This is a genomic window from Lysobacter sp. Soil_C_59 (assembly GCF_057656415.1).
The window spans coordinates 1-24,493 of record NZ_JBDGKK010000016.1 but is presented as its reverse complement, the minus strand read 5'-3'; the positions used below and the strand labels follow the sequence as shown (position 1 = coordinate 24,493).

Here is a 24,493-nt window from a genome sequence, read left to right as displayed (position 1 = left end):
CTCGCCGCGACTGTCTCGCAAATTCAGTCTGGCACCCACCGGGTGCCAAGGTGAGGAGGAGTCCATCCCATTGCTATGGGTCGGAAGCGGCCATTGGCACTGAGTCCCCGCTGCTCCTTCCCAACGCCTGTTTCGGCTGTATGCCTTCGTTCAATTCCGGATGTCCTCGACGCGCTATTGCACGGGTACGTCGATGTCGTAGTCGATGCGCAGCAGGCCACCATCGGGGCCTACCCGGGTGCTGCTGACAAAGCGAACTTCCTTGCCAAGTTTGCGCCGCAGGTACTCGCGTGGCGAGATCGCCTTCTTCGGGCACGTTCCGCTCACGTCGGTGATGTTCACGGTGTCGGTTGTGGCGCTGTCGTAGCAGACAACCTTACCCTGGCGCCCGTCCCACCACTGCCCGGCGGGTACTTCCAGCTGGCGGCGCTCGGTGTCCTTCAGTCCGGGCGGGATCGCGGTTGCGGCCAGCGTCAGAGCGCCGTCATCCCCATCCAAGACCTCAACGCGACGCAACGTGGCCGAGGCGCCGTATTCCTCGGCGACGAGTTGTGCCGGAGTGATGAACTCGCCGTCGCACGGACGCGGCTCTCCGGGCACTGCCGTTGCACCTTCGGGCAGCGGCAACAGCCGCCGGCAGACGATCGGCTGGCCGTCTTCGCCGCGCTTCCAGCGCGGCTTGCCAATCTGCATGGTCACCTGCATCTGCCGCGAGTTTGGCGATGGCATCGCGCCAATCGGCACTATCGGGCCCAGGCTTTTGTCTGTGACGAACTCGTAGCCTGCCAACCATGCATGCTCGGGCTTGGCGAGGCGCTCGCGCATCTGCGGCTCGTGGTTGAGCAAGGTCAGCACGCGACCCATCACGCGCATCTGTGTTTCGTCGTCGAGTGGCTCGGAGATCGGGCCGCCGGCATAGAGGTCGCCAACGTAGTTGAGCTTTCCTGCCTCGATGCTGAAGTGCGGCGACTTGTCGGGCGGCACCGGGCTATTGTCCGTGGCGCTGTAAAGCTGGCCCACGTAGTAGCGACCGGACTTCAATCGGATCGTCCTGAAGCCACCGGCGCAGTGGAGGCTGCCATCCGCCTTCAGCGGACCGAAGAAGCCAGCGCTCGACGTGCCTTCGGCAAAGACCTGCACGCCACCCACCGGGCCCCCGCAGGTCATGTTCGTTAGTAGGATGCCTTCCCCGGGGTTGAGGGTGTCCTTCGCATCAAACGACCCGCTCCAGGCTGGCGCTGCTACGCACGCCGCCAGCACCGCAATCCACGCGATCTGCTTCATCCTTGCCCCCTGGCTTCCCCGGGCCGAGTCTGCGGTCGGGCATGAGGCATTTCAAGTGGGGCGAGTCGCACCCATTTCCGGATCGCGGGAGACTGGCTTGACGACCGCTTCGGGTCGGAAGCGGACGTTAGCACCGGTCCCGGTCCCGGCGCCCAGGTAGCTCCGGTGTCCGCTTTCGGCCGAAGCGGTCATTCGCGATCGACTCAATCAAGCGAGCCGCGAAGCGGCATCGGCTTGAAGGAACTGCTGGGCGCGGCGTGCCTCACAGTCCACACAAGCTGCCTTTAATCCCCCAATACAAAAGCCAGCGAAACGAACGAAGCCCATCGCAAAACGGCGGTACCGAGGTCAAGGTCTGCATCCGCGCCCCTGGGCCTATCCAGATCCTTAAGGATCCCGCCACCCCGCTTGCGGGGAGCTGGCACGATGGGCGGCGGGTTCCCGGGAAGCATGCAATCAATGCCGACCATCCACGCTCAGGTCTCCGGGGCCGAACGCGGCCACCTGGAGAAGGCCGCCCGCGATGGCGAGATTCTTCAGGAAATGGATGAACTGGCCCTGGACTTCGATCTGGAAGTGGAATGCAGCCGCCGTGACGATCGAGAAGATCGCCAGCAGCACGGCGACCAGGCGAGTCTTGTAGCCAACGATCAGCAGGATCGCACCCAGTATCTCGATGAGCACGGCCATGCCGAAGCAGAACTCGGGGAAAGGAAGTCCGGCCGATGCGATATACGCCAGGGTGCCCTCGGGGTTGGTGAACTTGGACACCCCGGAAATCAGGAACACAGCGCTCAGGAGAAGGCGTGCGCAGAGGGCTGCGGCCGCCATCGAGGCACTTGGGGTCGTCGCCTGGGCATGCGGGGAAAGCGTGAACTGGGTGGTCATGGCTCTATTCCTGGTGAATGGGTGCCCCTACCAGCGGGGCATGGGGTACGGATTGAGTGGATGGGTGAGCATCCGTTTAAACACGGGCCCTGATCCACGTGATGATGTCGTCCATAGGTTCATCGCGGCCGACGTCATTGAGCAGATCGTGCATATGGCCGTCGTACAGCTTCAGCGCCTTGTCCTGCGAGCCCGCCTCCAGGAAGAAGCGGTGGCTGCCGTTGGGCAGGGTCACGGTGTCGGCGCTGCCATGCATGATCAACAACGGCAGTGTCAGAGTCTCAAACCCTCGCTCGATCAGTTCATTGCCGTAGTTCATCTGGGTCACGGCGCCGGCCGTGCTGCGCTCCCCTCGGATGGCCGGGTCCCGGTCCATGTCCCGGACAAATCTCCGGTCACGTGAAAAGCCGGCATTGGGCAGCTTGAGAACCGGCAGTCGCGGAAATACCGTGCTGATCCACTTCACCAAGGAGAGGACCGGCGCAGGTGCGGGAACGCGGAAGGCGAAGCTTTCGCAAATCAAACCGGCCAGTTGCGCCTGGTGTCCCATTGCATACGCGGTCGCGATTACGCCACCGGCACTGTGGCCCATCAAGAAGATCTCCAGGCCTGCGTCGCGTCTGGACGCGATGCGGATCATGTTGTCAACATCGTCGAGATAGTCGGCAAATCGATCGACGTGGAAACGAACTCCGGACGACCGGCCCCGGCCGCGAAGGTCGATGGCGTACACCGCGAAGCCACGGGCGGCCAGCCGCTCAGCAGCCCAGCTGAAATGGCCGCCGTGGGAATTGAAGCCCGGAACGAACGCCAGCACCGCCAGGGGCTTGCCCGTGGGGCGCCAGATCCGCAGATAGAGGTCCTCATCTCCGCTCTTGATGATTTCTCCCATTTCCTTGGGCACGCCCGCAGGGGCAACGACGTTGAGCGATGGAGCAATGGCATTCATCGTGCTGTCTCACAAGGAGGCACCGCTTGCGGTGCGACGGGATAACGAAGTGCCGACGCTGTCGGCCGAGTCTCCTGGCAGCGAACCTCGGGCGTCAGCGCCTGCTCACGGCAAGTCAAACTGCACCAGGTTCCAGCGCGAGACGCTCTCTTCCCACTCGTCGCCTTTTTGCGGCGTCAGCGGGAGCGCCAGGTTGGCCACGACCATGCGCTCTCCCGAAACCACGCTCGACGCCGGGAACAAAAGCCCCTGGGGACTGCCATCGACGCCGATGCCATCGAAGCGACCGGCGAGTGCGCGCACGCGCCCCTGAAGATCGATCGCCACCACCGTGTCGATCTGGTTGGCCGAAACCCATAGCAAGCCATCGTGCATGATCAAACCGTCCGCCCCCAACAGGCCATCGGCGAGCACCGAGGCCTTGCCAGACGCCAGGTCCATGCGCAGCACCCGGCCATCACCGGCGTTGTTGACGAACAAGACTTTCTGGTCGGCATCGAGCGCCATGCCGTTGGCACCGAACGGCAGCGGGCCAGTCGTGCCCAGGAGTGGATCACGCGACACAACTTGCACCTCGCAGGGCCGACACTGCGTCGCGTTATCGATCCGGTAGATGGCCCCTTGGAACGAGTCACTGACGTAAAGATTGCCCTCCCGATCGAACACGGTGCCGTTCGGCGCAGGAAATCCCTTCGACCCGTACTGGATGGAGTCGCGACTCCCGTCAGGGTTGTCAATGGTGCGCGTGGTGGGCGATGGCGGCGACAACGCACCGAAGCGAGCGATGTCCTCGACCGGGGTGTTGGCATCAAAGTCGGCGGCAATGCGTTGCAAGCTGGATGCGCCGAAATTCACTACGTAAACGTGGCCGTCCCGAAACTCGATGCCGGTCAGCGGGGTGGCGCCAAAACTCCGTCGCGCCAGCAGTTTCCCGTCCGCCGACAATCGCAACAGCGCGTTGCGGCGGGTCTCTGCCGGTTCGCGTGCATCAAAGGTTGCGACAAAGATCTCGCCCGTCGCCGGATTTGCGGCCAGGGCCTCCGGATTCCGGACATCGGCAGGCAAGGTTGCAAACGACCGGGTCTGCAGTCGAACCGGTCCTTCCTGGGCGTCGCACGGGGCGTTCGCCAGGATCAGCAGGCAAGCAACGGCACCGGCGGCGGTATGGCGGCTCATGGAAAATCTCCGTAGCGGCGGGGGCCGTAAGGTGTAGTGCGGGGCTGCGCACGCCTCGGACAGCGAACGCGGGCTGTAGTGCCGACAGCCCCGCGACAGGCTTCGTCTCGGGTGATGGCGGTGTCGTCAGGCCTTGACGAATGCCAGCAGGTCGGCGTTGAGCCGGTCCTTGTGCGTGTCGGTGATGCCGTGTGGCGCGCCTTCATAGACGATGAGCTTGCTGTCTTTGATCAACCTGGCCGAAGCGCGACCGGCACGGTCGATGGGAACGACCTGGTCATCGTCGCCGTGGATGATGAGCGTGGGAACATCGAACTTCGCGAGGTCGCCGGTGAAGTCGGTTTCAGAGAAGGCCTTGATGCACTGGTAGGTGTTCTTGTGCCCGCCCATCATCCCTTGCAGCCACCAGAAATCGATGACGCCCTGCGAGGGCTTCGCGCCGGGACGGTTGTAGCCGAAGAACGGTCCACTCGCGACGTCGCGGAAGAACTGCGACCGGTCGGTCAGGAACGCCTGGCGGAAACCATCGAACACCGACAGTGGGACGCCATCAGGATTCTGATCCGTCTTGACCATCAGCGGAGGAACCGCCGAGATCAGCCCGGCCTTCCTGACGCGCTTGGTGCCGTGTCGGCCAATGTACCTGGCGACTTCACCGCCGCCGGTCGAGAAGCCGATCAGTGTGGCGTCTCGAACGTCCAGATGCTCCAGCAGTTCGGCCAGGTCATCGGCGTACTGATCCATATGGTTGCCTTCCGATGGCTGGCTCGATCGGCCGTGGCCGCGTCGGTCATGCGCAATGACGCGGCAACCATGGGTGGCCAGGTGGAACATCTGCGACTCCCAGCTGTCGGAGCTGAGGGGCCATCCGTGGCATAGCACCACGATCGGGCCTTTCCCCCAGTCCTTGAAGAAGATCTGCGTTCCGTCCTTAACGGTGAGAGTGCTCATCACAATGGCCTCGACAATGGGAGGGTGGGAGGGGGTGCCCGGCTTCGCGCCGGTCTCGGGATCGGGATTGGAACAGGCCACCAAGGGCAGCTGGAGGGCAACCGCAAGCGTCGTGCCACCGACCAGGAGAGCCCGTCGCGTCGAATCAACCGCGGGCTTGGTCTCATCAGGATTCACGCTTCGCTCCCTTGTGCGGTTGCAGCGACCAGTGGCGATCGAAGGCACGGGACTTGGAGTCCCAGTTCCCGTGCGACGCCGCGACCGTAATCTGCATCGGCGCGGGCGCAATGCTGGATGTGCCGGTTCTTGATCTCGAGTGACACGCCAGCCATGGATCGGGCCGTATTGCGAAACAGTCGCTGCCGCTCGTGCGGACTCATCTGCCTGAAGAGATTTCCAGGTTGTTCGAAGTGATCCTCTTCGTTGCGATGATCCCAATGCCGTGCCACACCGTCGATCTCAACAGCCGGATCCATCACCGCAGCGTCGGTAATCCATTCGCCGACGCTGTTGGGGTAGTAGCCGGTTGTCGCGCCCAGATTCCCATCGGTGCGCATCGCCCCGTCCCGGTGGTAGCTGTGGAATGGGCATTGCGGTGCATTGACCGGAATCTGGGCGAAGTTGACTCCCAAGCGGTAACGCTGCGCGTCGCCATAGGAGAACAGGCGTGCCTGGAGCATGCGGTCTGGCGAGAAGCCGATTCCAGGGACGACATTCGCCGGCGAGAACGCCGCCTGCTCCACTTCCGCGTGGAAATTGTCGGGATTGCGGTTGAGCTCGAGAACGCCCGCTTCAATCAGCGGGAACCGTGACTTGGGCCAGACCTTGGTGACGTCGAACGGGTTGTGCGGGTGCGACCGCGCCTGCGCTTCGTCCATGACCTGCACGTAGAGCGTCCAACGCGGGTAGTTGCCCTGCTCGATCGCATCGAACAAATCGCGTTGATGGCTCTCCCGGTCTTGCCCGACCAGGTCCGCCGCCTGCTCGTCGTCCAGGTTCATGATTCCCTGCTGGGTCTTGAGGTGGAACTTGACCCATACCCGGCGACCGCTCGCGTCGATGAGGCTGAAAGTATGGCTGCCGAAGCCGTGCATGTGGCGGTAGCTGCGCGGAATGCCACGGTCGCTCATGACGATCGTCACTTGATGGAGCGCTTCGGGAAGCAGCGTCCAGAAGTCCCAATTGTTGCTTGCACTGCGCAACCCCGTGCGCGGATCGCGCTTGACGGCGTGGTTGAGGTCGGGAAATCGCAGCGGATCGCGAAAGAAGAACACGGGCGTGTTGTTGCCCACCAGGTCCCAGTTGCCCTCCTGGGTGTAGAACTTGATCGCGAAGCCGCGGATATCGCGTTCCCCGTCGGCAGCGCCCCGCTCGCCGGCGACGGTCGAGAAGCGCGCGAACACCGGAGTCGTCGTGCCCACTTCCGAGAAGAGCTTGGCACGCGTGTAACGCGAAAGATCCTGCGTGGCCGTGAAGCTGCCGTAGGCGCCCGCGCCTTTCGCGTGCATTCGCCGCTCGGGAATCACCTCCCGATCGAAGTGCGCCAGCTTCTCGAGCAGCCAGATGTCCTCGAGCAGCGCCGGCCCCCGGGGGCCGGCGGTCAGGATGTTCAGATTGTCGTCAACGGGGCGTCCATTGGCGTGGGTGAGGCGGCGCATCGCTGGCTCCGGGAGGCTTGGTGATCCGGAGACCAGCGTGCATCGGCGCCATTTCGCCGTCTTCCATCGTTCAGAGGAGGGCCGCGCCCCCCATCCGGGGGGCTCAGTCCGGGACGCGACCCAGCATGCCCCGTCGCAGTGCGATGCGGATCGCCTCGGTCCGGTTGTGGGCACCGAGCTTGTCGAAGATTCGCGTCAAATGCGACTTGACGGTCTCGGGCGAGATCTCCAGCTTGGTTCCGATCCGCTTGTTCTCCAGCCCTTCCGCTAGCAACTCGAGAATGTGCTGCTCCCGGGTGGTCAGCGCTTCTCCGCCGAGATGCGTGGCAATGTCGGCGCACACTTCTGGAGAGACGTACCGACCTCCTGCGTTCACCTTGTGGATGCATTCCACCAGCTCACTGCGCAATGCGCTCTTGAGCAGGTAGCCCGCCGCACCCGCGGCCATGGCCTCCCGCGCGTTGGCGTCGCCTCGATAGGTCGTCAGGACGATGATCTTCGCATCCGGATACTCGCCCCTCAGCACCCGAAGGCCCTTGATTCCGCCCATGCCGGGCATCTGCAGGTCCATCAAGGTGATGCTCGGGATCATCGTGCGAAAGGCCTCGATGCCGCTTTCCGCATCACCGGCGCCGGCCACGACTTCGATGTCTGCTTCGGCAGCAAGCATCGCGGTGATGCCTTCACGCAATGCCGGATGGTCATCGATCGTCAGGATCCTAATGGTCATGGGACCTCCGCTTCTCGCCTGCCGATGCACGACCCGACGGGCGCCACGCAGACAGGGCGGTTCTGACGTTGTGCCAACTCGCAGCCGCCCTTCGTCCAAGAGGCAGCCGACCATGCTCGCTCCCCACATAGGCGCGAGCGGCGGGGACCTGCAATCTGACCTGCGTTCCGCCTTCGGGGCGGGGCTCGATGGTGAGCGTTCCGCCCATCACACGCGCCCGTTCTCGCATGCCTTGAAGTCCCCAGTGGCCGGGTTCGCGTGCATGGTCATGGGGCATGCCCACCCCATCGTCTTCCACCTGGAGCAGAACACATGGATCGTCAAACACGAGGGCGATGCTCACGCGCGTACCTTGTCCGTGGTGGAACGCGTTGCTGATCGCCTCCCGGCCAGTTTGCAGCAGCTCCTCGTATATCAGGGGATCCAGCTCCCGGGGAGGATGGGGAATGGCTACTTCGCAGAGCAGCCCCTTCTCGACCGCGAGGTCGCGAGCGTGCCGGCGCAGGCAATCTGCGAGGTCCAGGGTACTGGCCGCTGGATCGCGAAGCAGACTGACCCGGTCACGTCCTTCCCTCAAAACGTTCTCCGTCCGATCAAGCACGCTTTCGATCCTCTGCCTGATCGGATCGTGCATCCCCAACCGCGCCGCTATGCCTTGGAAGCTGAGAAGCAGTGCTTGCGTGCCCTGCAGCAGGGTGTCGTGCAGGTCACGGGCGATTCGCTCGCGTTCATTGATCCTGGCATTCATGTCCGCCTGCAGGCGCGCAGACACCTGCCGCACCCTGGCCAGATAAGCCAGTCCAACGAGCAGCGTCAGTGCCATCGTCAGAATCAGGAAGAACCACCAGGTTTGATAGAACGCCGGGAGAATGCGGAACGCGAGCTGCGTCGGCGCGCTGGACCATTCGCCATTCCGATCTGATGCAGCGATCTCCAACGCGTAGTTGCCGTAACCGATTTGTTCAAACGTGACTTGGCGGCGCTTTCCCAAGTCGGCCCACGACGACCAAGTGCCGTTTCTTGCGAGGCGGTACTGGAAGCGTGTTCGTCCCGGTATCTCAGCCCCAGGTGCAGCGAACTCGACCTCGAGCCGGTGCGAACCTTGTTCGAGCTGCAATTGCGAGTGGCGAGGCTGACGCACGCCGTCAACCATCACGTCACCGACCACCACGTGAGGTGGCGGCAAGGCGGAAGCCAACTCTGCGGGACGAAGCCTATATAGACCAGATCGCATGGCGAACCACAACGTGCCGTCGCCCGACTGGGCCGCCGTTGGAAACGGCCCCATGAGCGCTGAGGAATTTACCCCGTCGAAGCGATCCAGCCGGAGGAATCGGACCCGGTACTTGGGGTCGGTGAGCGCGCTGCGCCATTCCTTCGCCGTGATGCTGGTGATGCCGTCGGCCCCTGCCATCCAGACGTCGCCGTTGGGCAGATGCACCAATCCTGTCACTGCTTCGAAATGTTCATCTCCAATACCGGTGAGCATTACGAAGGTCGCACCTTGTTGAATGGCAAGCCCGCGAGTGCCTGCCACCCACACCCGACCATTGCCGGGAAAGATCTCGCCCGCCAGGCCAACGTCCAATCCTTCCGCGCGCCCGTACTGACGTACCTTGGATACCGTCGCGGAAAACACCCCTTCAGTGCCAGCCGCAACCCAAAGCGTGCCATCCGGGTCAAAGGCAAACCCATTGACCGCCATCTTCTTCGGGAAAACGATGCCACCGTAAGGAGTCCAGCGTGCGCCGTCTTGCCGATACAGCGGCGGCCCGGCTGTACGACCAATGCCCAACCACAGTCGTCCGTCGGGCGCGCGTTTCAGCCCCCGGAAGACCGCGCCGGTGTCCAGCGGCGGAAGCGGCACTTCGCGGCTCGTTCCGTTGACGAAATGCGTGACGGCCATGGGGACCAGACGGGAGACAAACATGCCCCCCTCGCGATCCTGATCAATACGTACTGCACCTATTGCAGCGGTCGGCCGTTCCAGCACCGCGATCTCATCGGTTTCAAGATCGCGCGCCACCCGCGTGTGCTTGCCGCGATCGGCGGCGCTCAGCGCAACATCATTCCACAGGGTTCCATCTTCCCCTTCCCACCACCTGGCACGGCTCGTTCCGGCCGGTCCGACTCGCATGACGCCTCGGGTGTAACTTACCAACCAAACCTCGCCCTTCGACCCGCCGACGAGACCGCCGGTGGGCGTATGCACCGCTGTAAGCTGGGGCGGGCGCAGGCAAATCAAGCCTTCCGTCCCCATCACCCAGACGCTTCCGTCCCGTGCCAAACCAACATGGGCGCCGAGCAAATCCAACGTGTCGGAATGCATGTCGATGGCATTGGGGTCGTTGGCGTCAAGATCACGCGTGGCCGCCATTCGAACCAGTTGTCCGGTTCGCACCCACCAAAGCGCTCCTGTCCGGTCGGATTTTGGTTCCGACATTCCCCCAACACTCCAGCAAGCGGCACGCGTGTCCCGCGCAAGTCTGCAAAGATTGTTGTCGCCGGAATTGTTGTAGTACCACACGGTCCCATTGGCCGATGCGACCAGACCGCGCATGGGTGAGTCGTTCGGCGGCAGTTCCAGCTTCTCCAACGGACTGTTGGGTTTTGGCTGAACATAGGCAGCGCCGGGAGTCAGCAGCCAAAGTTGACCAGCGCGATCAAAGACGGCAGCTTCAACGGGTTGACCCGCTAGCGCTTCGCCACTGGGCGAGCGCACCCAGCGCTCGCCTTTGCGCTCATATAGTCCTCCCAGGGTCGCCGCGAGCACACGGCCCCTGTTCTGAATCACGGCTCGGACTTGCTTGTTTTCTGGCAGGCCCTGGTCTGTGCCATAGCGGGTGAGCACCCCCCCTTTGAAAAGCGATACCCCTTCCCGTAGGTAAGCCACCCAGATCCCATCATCGTCGTCCGCAAATATCTGGGCGACCCCGTCGAACGCTCCACGATCGTCGGTGATCTCCATGTCGTCAAAAGCCACACCATCGGATCGAAAGACACTCCGCCGGCCAACGAACCACACGAATCCGTCCGAGGTTTGCACCATCGAGTAAGCGTCGTCCAGCCCGTCGGTCCCAGATGGGAACACCGTCTTCGAATAAGTCGAAAGCGGCGGCGTAGCCGGTACGACAGGTTGAGAGAGTGCAGACGCCGCCATTGCCCAGGCAACAAGGGTGATGCCAATTCGGCCCATGGCCGGACACTCCGAATCAGTCTGGACACCGTGGGAATGGCCACGGACCTTCGAAGCAGGTGCACCCGTGACACAGGTGTGACCGTGTCCCAGCGGCAGTCGAGTGTAGGGATCCCTATCCCGTTGCGCAAAGCCATAAGCCTCCCCCAAATGGGGGAGCCGGAGGGAGCGTGGATGTCCGATCCGGCGACGCGCCTGCCTCATTAGTCTGAGCTGTGGTCGACGAGCCCGAACACACGCGCAGCGGCTCACGCCTCTCCTTGGCACTGTGGAGCCGCCGATGCTCGTCAACATTCCGCTACTCGATGACCTGCTGGACCGGCATGCCGAGGTCCTGGGCGGCGACTTCGACGCCTACCGGAATCACGCTTACCGCGTGGTCAACTTCTACCGATTGCTCGACAAGAATGAATTCGAAGATGTCGACAAGGTGGCCATTGCCGCCGTCTTCCATGACATCGGAATATGGACAGCCGGCACCTTCGACTACCTGCCCCCGTCGATCGCCGCCGCGTCCGAGTACCTGCGGGAGATCGACAGGGAATCCTGGCACCAGGAAATCGCCGCGATGATCGACCATCATCACAAGCTCACCGAATGCGGAGTAGCGCTTCCCCATTCTGTCGAGCTGTTTCGCCGTGCAGACTGGATCGACGTATCGATGGGCTGGGTTAGATTCGGACTGCCACGCTGCATCGTCGCACCGGTGCGCGCCATGTTTCCGGGCTACGGATTCCATCGCTTGCTGACAAAGCTCGTGCTGAGGAGGGCCGCCCGGCACCCGCTAAGTCCGCTTCCGATGCTGCGCTGGTGAGGTACACGCTGTACCGGCGCGGTGCTCGCAGGCGCGACCGTCCTCCCCTGCTTGCGGCCTCGTTGCCCAGGGTCTCGCGGTGGCCCCATCGTGCGAGGCAGTTGCGGCCACGCGGCTTTCGACTGCCAGGGCTCGAAGAGCAGCACAAGCGCGTTACGTCACCCAATAGGGGGGCTCGGTACGGACGCAATTGGGGGTTTTCTGCTCGTGGGTTCCAGCGCAGCCTAATTCTGGGCGCGCCCTTGGACGCTGGACTTCCGACCCGATCCGCGGGCTCTGATCAACGCACTCCGCTTCGGCCGGCCGTAGGACGCGCCGGCGTTACCCCTTTGGACCTGCCGGCTGTCGTCGCCAATCAGCCCTCCCCCTCTGCATCGGAGGCGACGGCCGCGCAGGGCCACTTGCACCGCCAACCAACCAACAAAGGAGATTGTCGTGAACTCACCCTCAGCAAAGACTCGCGTGACTGGAAGATCCTTGGCTCTGGCGAGCCTGACAGCACTCGCCGCCCTGATGATCGAGCCCGCACAGGCGCAGGAGACGCGGGACACCAAGCCGGCCATGCCGGGTCTCTCCCGGCAGCCCAGCGCAGCCGCCCAAGGGGCCCTCCTTGACCCCAACGACACGGTCGTCCTCTTGCTCGATCACCAGACAGGCCTGTTCCAGACAGTCAAGGACGTTCCCATCCGGGAACTGCGGGCCAATACCGTAGCGCTCGCCAAGATCGCCGAGCAGGCCAGGATGCCGATCATCTACACGGCGTCGGAACCCGGTGGTCCCAACGGCCCGATCATGGATGAACTGGCGGCTGCTGCGCCGGGCGCGAAGTACGTTGGTCGCAAAGGGGAAGTGAGCGCTTGGGACAACGACGACTTCGTCAAGGCAGTCGAAGCGACGGGCCGCAAGACGCTGGTCATGGCAGGCGTGTGGACAAGCGTCTGCGTCGCATTCCCCGCGCTCCAGGCGAAGGCCGATGGATACAAGGTTTACGTGGTGATGGACGCCTCGGGCGACGTCAGCGAGATGGCGTCCGACGTCATGCTCGCCCGGATGACGCAGGCCGGAATCATCCCGATGACCACCAACACCATGCTCAGCGAGTCCCACCGCACCTGGAACCGTGCGGACGCCGCGAAATGGGGCGCGCTCTACGCCGAGCTCGTGCCGAACTACCGTGCAGTCGTTGAGAGCTACCAGAAGGCTCAAGACGTCGCCAAGGGGTCCACGAAGTAACTTCGGCAAGGCTGACACGACGCCCAGATCGGTCGTAGGCGGCATCGCAGCGGCATTCATCGCATCCACGGGGCCGTCATCATGAATGTACATTTCTGTCGCGGCGCTGTGGCGCCCCTGCTCCTCCTGGTGCCAGCGGCCGTCACTGCGCAGGACCTTGCAGACCTGGTGATCTACAACGCCGAGGTCACGACTCAGGCGAGCGGCAGCCCTGAGGCCTCCGCCGTTGCAGTAAAGGGCGAGAAGATCCTGGACGTCGGATCCGACCAGAAGATGCTCGCCTTACGCGGCCCGCAGACCGAGGTGGTGGATGCGGAGGGTCGGCGTCTGATACCGGGCCTCAACGACTCGCATCTGCACCCTACTCGCCAGGCCCGTTACTACGCGGCTGAACTTCGGTGGGACGGCGTTCCTACCCTGGAGCAGGCACTTGAAATGGTGCGCCAGGTCGCGATGACCACGCCGCAGGGCCAGTGGGTTCGCGTGGTCGGTGGCTGGTCGCCGCATCAGTTCGCCGAAAAGCGCATGCCGACCCCCGATGAGCTGACAAGAGTGGCGCCGAACACGCCGGTGTTCGTTCTCCACCTTTACAGCGGCGCCATCTACAACAAGAAAGGCATCGAGGTTGCAGGCCTGAAGGCCGATACGCCTGCGCCCGAAGGCGGCACGATCGAGAAGAGCGCGGACGGGCAGCCGACCGGGCGCATTCTCGCAACACCGCGGCCGACGATCCTCTACCAGGCTGTCGGCGCACTGGGCGAGTTGCCCGCCGATGCCCAGGCATCGTCAGCGCGCCATTTCTATCGCGAGCTCAATCGCTTTGGCTTGACCTCGGCCATCGACGCGGGTGGCGGCGGCCACATGTATCCGACGCAGTACAAGGCGTCCATCGACATGGCGCGAACCGAGGGATTACCACTGCGTATCTCTTACTACCTCTTCGCCCAGAAGGCGGGACAGGAGCTCAAGGACATCCAGAGCTGGGTCGAAAGCGAGCGTATCAACGCCAACCTGGATGCGCACAACGAGAGCGGGCTCGTGCTGGAAGGCGCCGGCGAGCAACTCGTGGCGTCCGCGGGAGACTTTGAGAACTTTCGTGCCGAGCGCCCCAACCTCGACGCCAACCCGAAATGGCGCGAGGAACTCACCGCCGCTGTCCGCACGCTCGTGCAGCGTCGCTGGCCGATCCGCATCCATGCCACCTACGACGAGTCGATCGATCGGATCCTGTCGGTATTCGAGTCGGTCGACCGCGAAGAAAAGGCAGCAGGCCGTCCTGGCTTCAGTGACCTGCGCTGGGCGATCGACCACGTCGAAACGATCCAGCCTCCGCGGATTGCACGCATCAAGGCGCTTGGCGGCGGCGTGATGATCCAGAACCGGATGGCCTTCGCCGGTGAGGAGTTCATCGAGCGCTATGGCCAAGGGGCAGCCGGGCACGCACCGCCGATCCAGCAACTGCTTGCAGCCGGCATTCCGGTAGGTGCTGGCACCGATGGCACGCGCGTTTCCAGCTATAACCCGTGGTTGTCGCTGTACTGGCTGGTGTCCGGCAAGAGCGTCGGTGGAACACAACTGCTGTCGGAAGCCAATCGTCTCGATCGCGCAAAGGCGCTTGAGCTCTTCACGCTTGGCAGCGCCTGGTTCAGCGGTGATGAGGCGGTCAAGGGACGCATCGCGCCAGGGCAGTACGCCGACATGGCACTGCTGAGCGCCGACTATTTCACCGTGCCGGAAGAGAGCATTCGCCGGATCGAGTCGGTGCTCACCGTCACCGGTGGCAAACTCGTCTATGCGGCCGGCCCCTACAAGAGCCTCGTGCCGCAGCTCGAGCCGATCCTTCCGTCCTGGTCACCGGTCCGGACGTTCGGTGGCTACTACGGCACGCCGGGGAAGTGACATGACAGTCGACCAGACGATCTCGATCGTGGCCGCTTCCGGCCTTTAGGGGTCATTTGGCACCCAGGGAGGACGCAGTCGGCGCGGCCGGTGCCACGAGTGCCTCGCTGAACTTCGGGCCGTTGCTGAAGATGAAGTACACGTGCAGCGACTCGCCCTTGGCCACCACCGTTTCGTGCTCGGTCTGGGTGGACTGGCCCAGGCGGCACGTGCCGCGCCCTTGCGGGTCGGAAGCAACGCCGATCTGGACTTTGCCCGCCGGCACCTTGAATCGGGCCGTCTCGGCATCTTCCAGGCGCGCCGCCCAGCGACCGTTGATGTACACCGCCGCGTAGCAGGCGCTGGCCTCCCATGCCTTTCCGCGCGTGATCTGCAGCGTGGCGTGCGGTCCACGAATGGGTTCCTGGTATGCCAGGACATTCTCGGCCGGCGCGTCGGTTGCCGGATCAGCGGGCACGCCGGCGGCACGCAACGCGAGCATGGCGGCCTGCTTGTCCGCCGCGGCCTTCACCTCCAGTTCCGCAACCCGCGCCTTCTGTGCTTCGGAATTGCTGTCGCGATACACCGCGACGGCCTTTACTTCGCCGCTCTTCTCTTTCAGCGTCCGCGTTTCGTAACTGTCGGGACCCAGGACGCGCACCACGTTCTGGTACCCGAATGGCAGGTCGAACACCATCGTGTCGGCATCGACCACATGGCCGGTCGCGTTGGGCGACTTCGGCACATCGAAGACCACGTCGCCCGGGTTCTTGCCCGGCAGGATGCGCATCCGCGGCAGTTCCTGGCCGTTCGGGTAAACGCCGGTCTCGACCATCACCTGCCCGGGCACTTCCCACTGGATGGACCGGGTGCGACTGGCGTAGCCAGGCCAGCCACTGACGTCCTCGCCGCTGAAGGTCTTGCCCACCAGCTTGGCGTATGGACCCCACACCGCGGGGTCGGCTACCGCGCTGGCCTCCTGCGCACGCGCGTGCAATGCCAGCACCGACAACAGTGCGATCGCACCGGCTTTGATCAGTTTAGACAGCATGAATCATTCACCTCCGGCCAAGGCTTCGCCGTTCGACACGAACAGGCGGGTCATTTCGTTGCGGAAGCTCGCATCGCGCGCTTCGTTGCGTTTCAGTAGCGACTTGCGCTCGCCTGCGGTCAGGTTGCTGACCGGCTGCGCCCGCAATGCGCCCGGTTCGTGCGCGCGGTACACCATCAGTCGGCATCGGCCTGCGGTGCGGTCGATCACCGGCGACTCGATCGGATACAGCTCGCCGTCCGCGGTCTTCTCGGCCACCGGCACGGCGCCGCCCTGCTTGAGGAAGCCGCCGTAGATGCGATCGGGAAGGTTGTCCCACATGCGGATATCGGCCTTGGGCTTGGTCGCCGAGCTGACCAGGATCGCCGCGATGCCCACCACTGCCAGCGCACCGGCAGCACCGGAATCGCCGCTGCTGATCGCGACGGTCGCACCGGCGACGCCCAGTCCGGCCACCGTATCGCTGCCCTGGCGGAAACTCGCCTTGCCATCGAGGATCACGTCGATCTGGCGACCGCCCAGCGTGCTGGCCTGCCAGCCGACATCGGCCAGCACCGGCAGTTCCTTGCCGTTGGCCAGCACTGCAACAAACGGGTTGTCGCCAGTCTGCAGGGTCAGTGCTTCACCATATCCGCCCGTGGCGGTTTTCACCGGTGCCATGCCCGACTCCACCAGCACCAGCGTGTTCAGGCCCGCGCCGGGTGCCTTCAGGCCTTCCGGCTGTTGCGTGGCGGCGCGCTGGTAAAGGTCCTTGGCCATGCCGGTGTCGCCCGCGCAGGTCGACGCCCATCCGGCCATCAGCGACATCAGGCCGAAGTCGCCGGCGTACTCCTCGTTGTTCGAGATCGTGTCCTGGTACTCGGCGGCGCGGAAGCTGGCGCGCGCGTTCTCGTAGTCGCCCTCCGCCATGAACAGCAGGCCACGGTAGTAGTACGTCATGGTGCGTTCGTACGGCTCGCCCTTGAAGTCCTTGACGCCCTCCGACGACCACATCGAACGCGCCTTCTTCGCCGAGTCGGAGTTGGCGTAGATCAGTTCGATGCGCGCCAGGCTCGCATCGAATGCGCGTGCCGCCACATCCAGGTGCCCCTGGTCGATCGCCTCCAGGCCCAGGCGCTGCAGGTTCAGCACTGCGCCCCACTCGCCCTCGGCCAGCAGCGTCTCGTAGTACTTGCGAAGACTTTCGGGCACCTGTTCGGCGGGGGCGTCCTGCGCCACTGCAGGCGCGGCCAGGGCGATCGCGGAGAGCATTGATATTCGAACCGCGTGCATCAGCCGGCGGGCGATCATCGCGCCACCGGCATGTCGGCCATCCGGCGCCCGGTTTCCCGTGCCAGGACCCGCGCGGTGTCGGCGCTGGTCGGCGCCGGTGGCGCGGCGCGCTCGAACCCGCCGGCGCCGGCAACGTAAGGCAACACCCCTGCATCGTCGACATCGGCGGCCGTATCGAAGTCCAGCAGGATTTCGCCGTTGGCCACCGAGCGCAACGACACGTGATAGCGCCGCCCGGACTGGACCTGTGCATCGGCCACGCTGCTCACTTCCATCAGGTAGTCCGCGTGCCCGACCAGCGCCTGGGTTTCGATCGCATGGACGTTGGGACGATCGCCCTGGACCGACTTGCCGGCCAGGCGCGTGGCCAGGGTGCGGTCGATGAAGCGCACGCCGCCCTGGCGCAATTGCGCCATGAACTCCGACTGCATCGCCCGCTCGCCTGCGGACAGCGACGTCCGCGACGGGGCGTCGCCTTCGACGAACTTCTCGCTGCGTTGCTGCAGCTGCGCGCTGCCACCGGCGACTGCCACGCCCACCGGACCGGAAGCGCTGTCGACCACGCCGTCAACCTGTGCCGCAGCACCCTGGACGCGACGGTCCAGGGTCTCCACCTCGCGGTAGCGGGTGTTCACTTCGCTGTCGAGCTCGGCGTCCCAAAGCAGCATCACGCGGTTTCGCGTGCCCAGCTTGCCGCGCAGCACCGACCACGGCGTCACCGCCTGCGGCGCCGATCGTGGCGTCGGAGCCAGGACCTGTGGCTGGCCTGCACGCATCTGGGCGGCGGCATCAGCCGTGAACATCAGCGCCACCGACACGGCGCAGGTCATCGCAAGGCGCATGGTCGACTCCCGGATCAGTTCGGCGCCAGTTCGATGTAGTAGTGCGCGACCTTCGCCGTCGAGAACGACGACTCCTGGTACACCGCCATCCCGCCGGCCGGCAGGAAGACCGTGCGCCATGCCGACACCGGCTCTGCCGGCGCCATGGCCTGGTCCAGGAAAGCGGTGCGCGCACGCACGGTCATGCCCGCGCCGGTGCAGTTGGCGAGGCGGGCATTCACCTGCACGGTGCCGCCTTGCGTGTTCTGCGTGCTCAGTTGCTGGACGATCACGCTGCGATAGAGGCCCGCATCGCTCATCAGCACTGCGTCGGCAGGGATGTCCGCGACCGACCCGTAGGCCATGGAGGTCAGTGCCGGGCCGCCGGTCAGCGCGTTGGCCTTGAGGGCCTTGTAGTCGCACTTGAGCAGTGCCTGCGGGCGGGCGTTGGGCGTGGTGGAACAGCCACTGAGGCTCAGCGCGAGCACGGCGGCGGAGCACAGCAGGGAAGCGGTGGGTTTCATGGGATCGAGTTCCTTTGGAGGTTTGTCGAGTGCGGAACCGGCGGGCACGCAGGTGCCATGCGATGGCCGGCAATCGCCGGCGGCGCGGGCGTGATGCGTGGCGGGTCCCTTGCAGGCTTTGGTCAGCGGTAGACCACGTCGTCGGCGGCGGCACGCTCGAACTCGTACATGCCCGTCCAAACGACCGCACCGGTTTCCGCATCCACCAGTTCGAAGGCGATCTGGTTGTAGCGCTGCACCACGCCACTGCGCGGGTCGCGGGCATCCTGGGTCATGATCGCGCCGGCCAGGAAGTAGTCGACGCCAGCCTGGGCACCGGTCATGCCGGTGGTGCCCACGTCGGTGACGCCCTCGCGCTTGAGCTCGCGCTGCTTGGCCACCATGCCGGCGTAGCGCTGGCCGATGAAGGTCATGCGGCCCTGCGAGGCACGGTTGAGCTCGGTCATCAGGCGCTGGGTGATCATGCGCCGGTTGATGATCTGCGAGCCCTCGTTATGGAACTCCTGCTCGTCGACCAGGATCCGCGGCGGCTTGCTGAGTCCGTTGAGGAACCCGCTCGCGAACAGGTCGCGCGCCATCTGGTTGGTCATCGATTGGATGTCGTGGGCTTCAATGCCCACGCCGGTGACCAGCCCCTTCTGCGACGGGTCCAGCTCGCGCGTCTGGACGCCGTTGCGGTTCTCCAGCTTGCGTTCCCGCGCCGCGGCGTCCGCACCGGCCAACAACAATGCCGCAACCGCCAGCCACAGGCTGGCCCGAATGAATTTAGTGCTCAAGATTCCCCCTGATTCATGACCCGTCCGGCAGTCATTGCGATATCACGCAACTGACCGGGTGGCGCTGCCTCCCCACGCGGGCAGCGCTGAAGTGGATCACGCAAGCAGGTGGGAGTCGCTTCCGAAGTACTGAAAACTTCTGAAAAGTTGTGAACTCCGGGGTATGCGCCGCGATTATGCGACGTGCAAGTGCAAACGTTGCCGCAGAGCGTCAGGCATCGGGCTGCGATCGCGGGACTTACTCATGGCGAGCCCGCGTTACCGACACAGGATCGTCATTCCGATTCAGTGCCCGGGAGCACGCGCGACGACCACCTGCCGGCGCCGAGGCTCGAGGATGATGCGTTCGCGAGCGTAGTCGAAAACCACGTTGAATCGCGCCAGGAAACGGGCGCCGAGGCGGCCGTTCTGCCCGGCGGCGATTACCTCCCGGCCGGTGGCGTACTCGACCGGCGTGGTGATGGCGGCGCCGGCAAGACCGAGGTGAACGGGTGCACCTGTCGTGTAGGTGGCGCGACCGCCCACGAAGCACGCCTCACGCCCGCGTCCGTCGGGCGGCGCTTTGATGGCCGGGCTCGACCCCGGAAACAGCGTCATATCGATGCCCGCGCCACTGTCGACATGCAGGCGGGCTCGATAGGGGGCGCCCGTTGACGGAGCAACCCTGGCGTCGATGAAAGGCTGGCGGCCGGCGATTTCCGCGGACACGATCCGGCCGCTGCCGGTGTAGTGATAGGTGTCCGGATCGTGAAGCGTGACTGTTCCCTTGTCGCGGTTCACCTCCACCGTGAAGCGGCGGAACAGGTCGTGGCCGATCACACCGTTGAACGGCGCCATTCTCCGCTGTTCGCCCTTGCAGTCGAGGCTCTCGGCCGGGATGGCAAGCGCTGTCTGGTTCTCCAGCACCACGCCGCCAAAGTCGATAGCCAGCCCGTCCTGCCTGGCGCCGACGGGTGCAGCAAGGTCGTCGGGCGCGCCCAGGCGGCGCACGCCACGCATGTCGAGATCGAGATGCGTCGTGCGCTGATCCGCGATAAGCGCCACGACCGAGGCGCCGGTGTCGAGGACGAAGTCGATGGAAGCGCGGCCGTTGACGCGCGCCGGTAACAGCACCCAGCCGTCGACGTCCTTGTAAGGCAAGGTGAGGGGCAACGGCTTCGTCACTTCAGCCGCCGTGCCGTTGTTGGCGAGGTAGAGGCGCGCAAGCTCCACCTGGGTGCAACCGGCAAGCGAGAGCGAGGTGGCGAGCGCGAGGATACCGATCATCGGGCGGTGCATTGTTGGGTGCTCCTGGTTGGTCGATGCCGGACTGCACGGCCGGTCCCAGAACCGCCTGCCTACGGTGTCGGCACGCAGGCGCGGTCTGCGCCGGTTCAATCGTTATCGCTACCTGCCGGGCAGTTCGCAGCGATGCGGCGGCTGGACATGGTCATCTGCATGCTCACCGGCTCGGCGCCTGGCACGGGCGCCAGGGTCATGCTCATGTCCATCGTCATGGCGGTGGGCGAGTACGTGCCCGACTGCTTGAGATTCGACCTGAACCCCTCGTTGTTGCAGGTGCCTGAGATTGCGAATCGCCCACCGCCGATGTTCCGTTGCGTGAACTTGCAACTCGCATCGTTGAGGACTTCGCCCAGCTGCCGTTCGAGTGATTCCTCCTTCGCCTCGGCCGACGTGAGGCATTCGCGCGTCGTCTCAACGCCCGAGCCGTCGCCCGGGTAGCTCACCCGAACCTCGTACAGTCCGGGCAGGAACATTGCGTCGGCGAAGGCCGCGCCCGCGGCGCCAAGGGTGATTGCGCCGACCAGGCCGGCGGCAAGCGTCTTCGCGTTCATCGCGTGCCCCCCTGCTGGACGGGTGCGGCAGCCCGGCTCGGCACCGCCATCCGTTGTGCGCGCACTGCGCGGAACCGCCAAGCATCGGCCTGGCGCAAGGCAAGGGTCTGGTTGTGGAACTCGGCCAGCACTTCCCGGCTTCCCTGCGCACCATCCCTTTCGATGCTCGCGCGCGTATCCACCAGCGCAAGGTCCGGCGTGAGCATGTCGATGTTCTCGACCCGCGTGACATGCCGCGCCCCGGCGGGCCGCCGGCCCATCGTTTCCACGAAGTAGCGCTGCACGGCGTCACGCCCCTGGACGACCGGAAGGCTGCCCATGCGCAGGCTGCCGTCAGCGGCGTAGAGCGCGGACACCGCCGCGGGGTCGCCGCTGTCCCAGACGGCATCCAGGTCGGCGGCGAGCTTCTCGAGCGCGACCCGGTCGGCGTCGTTGGGCTGGGCCGCGCAGGCGGCCTGGGCCATGAGGGCCGCCGCGGCGGCCAGGAGCAGTTTGCGCATCATCGGTTGGGTCCTCGGGCGATTCGGATGGCGACACGGCTGTGTCGATGAGAGGATGCTAGGAGCCATCGCAGGACCTCGCGAGCGCGCTTCGACGGGAACACGCAGCCTGTCGACAAAGCCCGGGCGCGTCGACGAAAGTCCGGAATGGCGAGACGAAAACCGGGCCCCGTCGACGCCGTTTCGCTAAGGTCCAACCGTTGGGAAACGAGGGGCAGTGATGGAAAGGTTCAGCGCGGACACGCGACAAGCTGCATGGTTGGGCTTCAGTGTCTGGACGGTGTCATGCGGGCTGTTCGTCCTGCCGACGTACTTTGGCGCGGGCGAGTTGCCGGCACGGGTGCTCGAACACGTCGGCGCGCTCTACGTCGTCGGAATCGCGCTCACCACGCTGATACACCTCGCCGCCGTGCGTGTCCGGGATCGCTCGATCGCGAGCAAGCTGATCACCATGTTCCTCGCCGTAGCCGTCGCTGCGATTCTTCTCGGAGTCGCGGATTTCATGGCCACGTGGTGGCTTCGCCTGGCCGCGCGGGATGACCCGTTCGCGACGATCGCCAGGACGCTCAACAACGTCGTGGGGTATTTCTGGCTCTACGGGCTGATCGCGGCCATCCTCGTCGTCATCCAGGTCAACCGGACGGTGCGCGAACGCGAGCGCGAACTCGCCGATGCGCGTGCAGCCGAGATCGAAGCTCGAGCGCTCGCGGCGAAGGCCGAGGCCGCGGCGAGCGCCGCGCGGCTGGCGGCACTCACATACCAGCTCAATCCGCATTTGCTCTTCAACGCACTGAACGCCGCCTCTTCGCTGGTCGTCAACCACCGCAACGAACAAGCCGAAGCGCTCCTCGCGAAACTGTCCGCGTTCCTGCGCAGCACGCTTGTCACCGACCCGCAGAGCACGGTGACGATCGGGCAGGAGCTCACGACCGTCGAGACCTATCTCGACGTCGAGGCGGTCCGTTTTGGCGAACGGCTGCGCGTCGTACTCGACTGTCCGCCCGAGCTCGAGGACTCGCTTGTGCCAAGCTTCCTCCTGCAGCCACTGGTAGAGAACGCGGTGAAGTATGCGGTGGCGCCGACCCGGTACGCCGTGACGCTGCGCATCGCCGTGACGCAGGACGGCGACGATCTCGTCGTCACCGTCGAGGACGATGGCGATCCGGCCAAGGTCACGGATGTGCGCAAGGGGACCGGCGTTGGCCTCGCCAACGTGCGTCAGCGCCTGGACGTACTCTACGGTGAGCGCGGCACGCTGCGAGCGGAGCCGCTGCCGCATGGGTTCCGTGCCAGTGTGCGTTTCCCGCTCGCGCCCGCGGAAGCCCTGACAGCGGAGGCAGGATGAGCCGGTTGCGCGTACTCCTCGTGGACGACGAACCACTGGCGCTCGACCGGTTGGTCGCCCTGTTTCGCCAGCTTCCGGACGTCGAGGTCGTCGGCACCGCGGGCGACGGGAAGGAGGCAGCCGAGGCGATCGCGACGCTCCGGCCCGACCTGGTGATGCTCGACGTCCAGATGCCGGAGAAGAGTGGGCTTGCCGTGGCCGCCGACATGGCAATGGAGGAGCGACCGGAGATCGTGTTCGTCACCGCCTTCGAGCAGTTTGCACCGGACGCCTTCGAGGTCGATGCGACGGACTACCTCCTCAAGCCGGTGCGCTTTGACCGGTTACGCCAAGCCGTCGAACGTGCCAAGCGCCGCCGCGCACTTCGCGAAGCAGCGGCTACGACCGCAACCAGCAGCGCGGGCGCCTATGACGACGTGATCTGGGTGCAGGTGAGGAACGGATCGCGGCGGGTTCCCATCGAGACGATCGACTGGATCGAGGCGGCACGCGACTACGTAATGCTGCATACCTCCACCCGCAGCCACATCCACCGCACGACGATGAGTGCACTCCAGCGCACCCTCGATCCCGCCGGGCTGATACGCGTCCATCGTTCCGCCTTTGTCCGCCCCAGCCTCGTCACCGGAGTCCAGCGGCACGCCAACGGCAGCACTACGCTCACCCTGCGCGACGGCGCCAACGTGCCAGTCGGACCGAACTACCTCGACGCGGTGATCGACCGGCTGAAACTCACCAAAGTTTAGAGAATCCCCGCATCCCGGGACTGCCCGCTCTCGGCCAGGAGCGGACATCGCGACAACGCCCGAATCAAGTCGAGCTGCGAAGCGCTTTGGTTTGCAGCGACAGTGTCCTTGACTACGCTACAGGTGGATGGTGCGGTCGCATTGGATGGCCAGGTCCGGGGCTCTGATCGTCCCATCAGAAACCGGCAATGCGGTCGAGCGTCCAGTAGGACGCGACCATGCCTATCGCGTACACCGGCAACTTCCAGCTCCAGTCGCCTTGCGGCAAACGAATCCGTCGCGCGCCGGCCATCAATACCAGCACCGCGGCGACAAACAGAAGTTGTCCGATCTCGACGCCGACGTTGAACAACGCAAGCGCGACCGGAATCGCGTTGGCCGGAAGTCCGACTTCGCTAAGAGCGCCGGCGAACCCGAGCCCGTGCAGCAAGCCAAAGAGGAATGCCACGATCCACGGCTGCCGGTACGTCAGTCCGGGGCGGCCGGCGCGCGTGTGCACGATCTCGCTGGCCAGGAACACGATGCTCAAGGCGATGCTGGCCTCCACCGGAGGCGGTGGTACATGCACCCACCCTAGTGTGGCTGCAGCCAGAGTGAGGCTGTGGGCGGCCGTGAATGCGGTGATCGTCCAGAACAGACGGCATGCGGGCGCTGTTCAACCTTGGCTATGAGCAGGCATCGAAGGGCTATCAATGGGCGAAGCAACCGCCCGGAATGTGATCGGGCGGGATGTCGGTTCGCGGCCGGAGGCAGACCCCGGAATCTGCTCGCCAGACCATCCTGCCCCAGTGTCCGTATATGGACTCCTCCTCTTGCTGCAAGCATCCTGCATCCGGCGCCCTAGTCGACTGCGCACGTATATCCGG

The 24,493-nt window shown here is 64.8% G+C and carries 22 protein-coding genes; 5 read left to right on the top strand and 17 right to left on the bottom strand.

Annotated elements, in window-relative coordinates; all coding sequences use genetic code 11:
- Window positions 1–174: 174 nt before the first annotated feature.
- From AC3A3Q_RS18545 to AC3A3Q_RS18510, 8 genes are all read right to left on the bottom strand, one after another.
- Window positions 175–1,284, bottom strand: a complete 1,110-nt coding sequence (locus AC3A3Q_RS18545; RefSeq protein ID WP_487587626.1) for a hypothetical protein — start codon at window positions 1,282–1,284, stop codon at window positions 175–177.
- Window positions 1,285–1,740: 456 nt separating this feature from the next.
- A complete protein-coding gene (locus tag AC3A3Q_RS18540) occupies window positions 1,741–2,172 on the bottom strand; it encodes a DoxX family protein (RefSeq protein ID WP_487587625.1) in 432 nt (143 codons plus the stop codon).
- 76 nt (window positions 2,173–2,248) lie between these two features.
- Window positions 2,249–3,121 carry a lysophospholipase gene (locus AC3A3Q_RS18535; protein ID WP_487587624.1) on the bottom strand — a complete coding sequence of 291 codons (873 nt, stop codon included), beginning with the start codon at window positions 3,119–3,121 and terminating at the stop codon, window positions 2,249–2,251.
- 105 nt (window positions 3,122–3,226) lie between these two features.
- Window positions 3,227–4,297: an SMP-30/gluconolactonase/LRE family protein gene (locus tag AC3A3Q_RS18530; RefSeq protein ID WP_487587623.1), complete on the bottom strand. Its 1,071-nt coding sequence runs from the start codon at window positions 4,295–4,297 to the stop codon at window positions 3,227–3,229.
- A gap of 126 nt (window positions 4,298–4,423) precedes the next feature.
- Window positions 4,424–5,425, bottom strand: coding sequence for an alpha/beta fold hydrolase (locus tag AC3A3Q_RS18525; RefSeq protein WP_487587622.1), 1,002 nt, complete (start codon window positions 5,423–5,425; stop codon window positions 4,424–4,426).
- Window positions 5,422–6,906 carry a catalase gene (locus tag AC3A3Q_RS18520; protein WP_487587621.1) on the bottom strand — a complete coding sequence of 495 codons (1,485 nt, stop codon included), beginning with the start codon at window positions 6,904–6,906 and terminating at the stop codon, window positions 5,422–5,424. Before AC3A3Q_RS18520 ends, AC3A3Q_RS18525 begins: the two co-directional genes overlap by 4 nt.
- Before the next feature lie 103 nt (window positions 6,907–7,009).
- Complete coding sequence (locus AC3A3Q_RS18515; protein ID WP_487587620.1) at window positions 7,010–7,636, bottom strand: response regulator; 627 nt, start codon at window positions 7,634–7,636, stop codon at window positions 7,010–7,012.
- Window positions 7,626–10,832 (bottom strand): sensor histidine kinase, encoded by a 3,207-nt coding sequence (locus AC3A3Q_RS18510; RefSeq protein ID WP_487587619.1) that lies wholly within the window; start codon window positions 10,830–10,832, stop codon window positions 7,626–7,628. The genes AC3A3Q_RS18515 and AC3A3Q_RS18510 overlap by 11 nt, the downstream gene beginning before the upstream one ends.
- 280 nt (window positions 10,833–11,112) lie before the next feature.
- Between AC3A3Q_RS18510 and AC3A3Q_RS18505 the strand changes: the two genes are divergently transcribed.
- The 3 genes from AC3A3Q_RS18505 (at window position 11,113) to AC3A3Q_RS18495 (ending at window position 14,778) form a co-directional block, all read left to right on the top strand.
- Complete coding sequence (locus AC3A3Q_RS18505) at window positions 11,113–11,646, top strand: HD domain-containing protein (protein WP_487587618.1); 534 nt, start codon at window positions 11,113–11,115, stop codon at window positions 11,644–11,646.
- A 435-nt stretch (window positions 11,647–12,081) separates the two neighbouring features.
- Complete coding sequence (locus AC3A3Q_RS18500; protein WP_487587617.1) at window positions 12,082–12,879, top strand: isochorismatase family protein; 798 nt, start codon at window positions 12,082–12,084, stop codon at window positions 12,877–12,879.
- A gap of 129 nt (window positions 12,880–13,008) precedes the next feature.
- Window positions 13,009–14,778, top strand: coding sequence for an amidohydrolase (locus tag AC3A3Q_RS18495; protein WP_487587616.1), 1,770 nt, complete (start codon window positions 13,009–13,011; stop codon window positions 14,776–14,778).
- A 52-nt stretch (window positions 14,779–14,830) separates the two neighbouring features.
- Here AC3A3Q_RS18495 and AC3A3Q_RS18490 read toward each other — a convergent pair whose 3' ends face one another.
- From AC3A3Q_RS18490 to AC3A3Q_RS18455, 8 genes are all read right to left on the bottom strand, one after another.
- Window positions 14,831–15,808 (bottom strand): hypothetical protein, encoded by a 978-nt coding sequence (locus AC3A3Q_RS18490; protein ID WP_487587615.1) that lies wholly within the window; start codon window positions 15,806–15,808, stop codon window positions 14,831–14,833.
- A 3-nt stretch (window positions 15,809–15,811) separates the two neighbouring features.
- Entirely contained in the window at window positions 15,812–17,059 is a 1,248-nt protein-coding gene (locus AC3A3Q_RS18485) for a hypothetical protein (protein ID WP_487587614.1), read from the bottom strand.
- A 35-nt stretch (window positions 17,060–17,094) separates the two neighbouring features.
- Window positions 17,095–17,922: a hypothetical protein gene (locus AC3A3Q_RS18480; RefSeq protein WP_487587613.1), complete on the bottom strand. Its 828-nt coding sequence runs from the start codon at window positions 17,920–17,922 to the stop codon at window positions 17,095–17,097.
- A gap of 14 nt (window positions 17,923–17,936) precedes the next feature.
- Window positions 17,937–18,425, bottom strand: a complete 489-nt coding sequence (locus tag AC3A3Q_RS18475; protein ID WP_200607242.1) for a putative periplasmic lipoprotein — start codon at window positions 18,423–18,425, stop codon at window positions 17,937–17,939.
- 122 nt (window positions 18,426–18,547) lie between these two features.
- A complete protein-coding gene (locus AC3A3Q_RS18470; RefSeq protein WP_200607244.1) occupies window positions 18,548–19,201 on the bottom strand; it encodes a penicillin-binding protein activator LpoB in 654 nt (217 codons plus the stop codon).
- A gap of 285 nt (window positions 19,202–19,486) precedes the next feature.
- The gene (locus AC3A3Q_RS18465) at window positions 19,487–20,467 is read right to left on the bottom strand and encodes an aspartyl protease family protein (protein ID WP_487587612.1); all 981 of its coding nucleotides are present in this window, start codon (window positions 20,465–20,467) and stop codon (window positions 19,487–19,489) included.
- 107 nt (window positions 20,468–20,574) lie between these two features.
- Window positions 20,575–21,036: a DUF3617 domain-containing protein gene (locus AC3A3Q_RS18460; protein ID WP_487587611.1), complete on the bottom strand. Its 462-nt coding sequence runs from the start codon at window positions 21,034–21,036 to the stop codon at window positions 20,575–20,577.
- Complete coding sequence (locus tag AC3A3Q_RS18455) at window positions 21,033–21,539, bottom strand: YybH family protein (protein ID WP_200607249.1); 507 nt, start codon at window positions 21,537–21,539, stop codon at window positions 21,033–21,035. The genes AC3A3Q_RS18460 and AC3A3Q_RS18455 overlap by 4 nt, the downstream gene beginning before the upstream one ends.
- A 217-nt stretch (window positions 21,540–21,756) precedes the next feature.
- Between AC3A3Q_RS18455 and AC3A3Q_RS18450 the strand changes: the two genes are divergently transcribed.
- Both AC3A3Q_RS18450 and AC3A3Q_RS18445 read left to right on the top strand, forming a co-directional pair.
- Complete coding sequence (locus AC3A3Q_RS18450) at window positions 21,757–22,881, top strand: sensor histidine kinase (RefSeq protein WP_487587610.1); 1,125 nt, start codon at window positions 21,757–21,759, stop codon at window positions 22,879–22,881.
- Window positions 22,878–23,627 carry a LytR/AlgR family response regulator transcription factor gene (locus AC3A3Q_RS18445; RefSeq protein ID WP_487587609.1) on the top strand — a complete coding sequence of 250 codons (750 nt, stop codon included), beginning with the start codon at window positions 22,878–22,880 and terminating at the stop codon, window positions 23,625–23,627. The genes AC3A3Q_RS18450 and AC3A3Q_RS18445 overlap by 4 nt, the downstream gene beginning before the upstream one ends.
- A 175-nt stretch (window positions 23,628–23,802) precedes the next feature.
- Here AC3A3Q_RS18445 and AC3A3Q_RS18440 read toward each other — a convergent pair whose 3' ends face one another.
- Window positions 23,803–24,264 carry a HupE/UreJ family protein gene (locus AC3A3Q_RS18440; RefSeq protein WP_487587627.1) on the bottom strand — a complete coding sequence of 154 codons (462 nt, stop codon included), beginning with the start codon at window positions 24,262–24,264 and terminating at the stop codon, window positions 23,803–23,805.
- Window positions 24,265–24,493 lie beyond the last annotated feature (229 nt).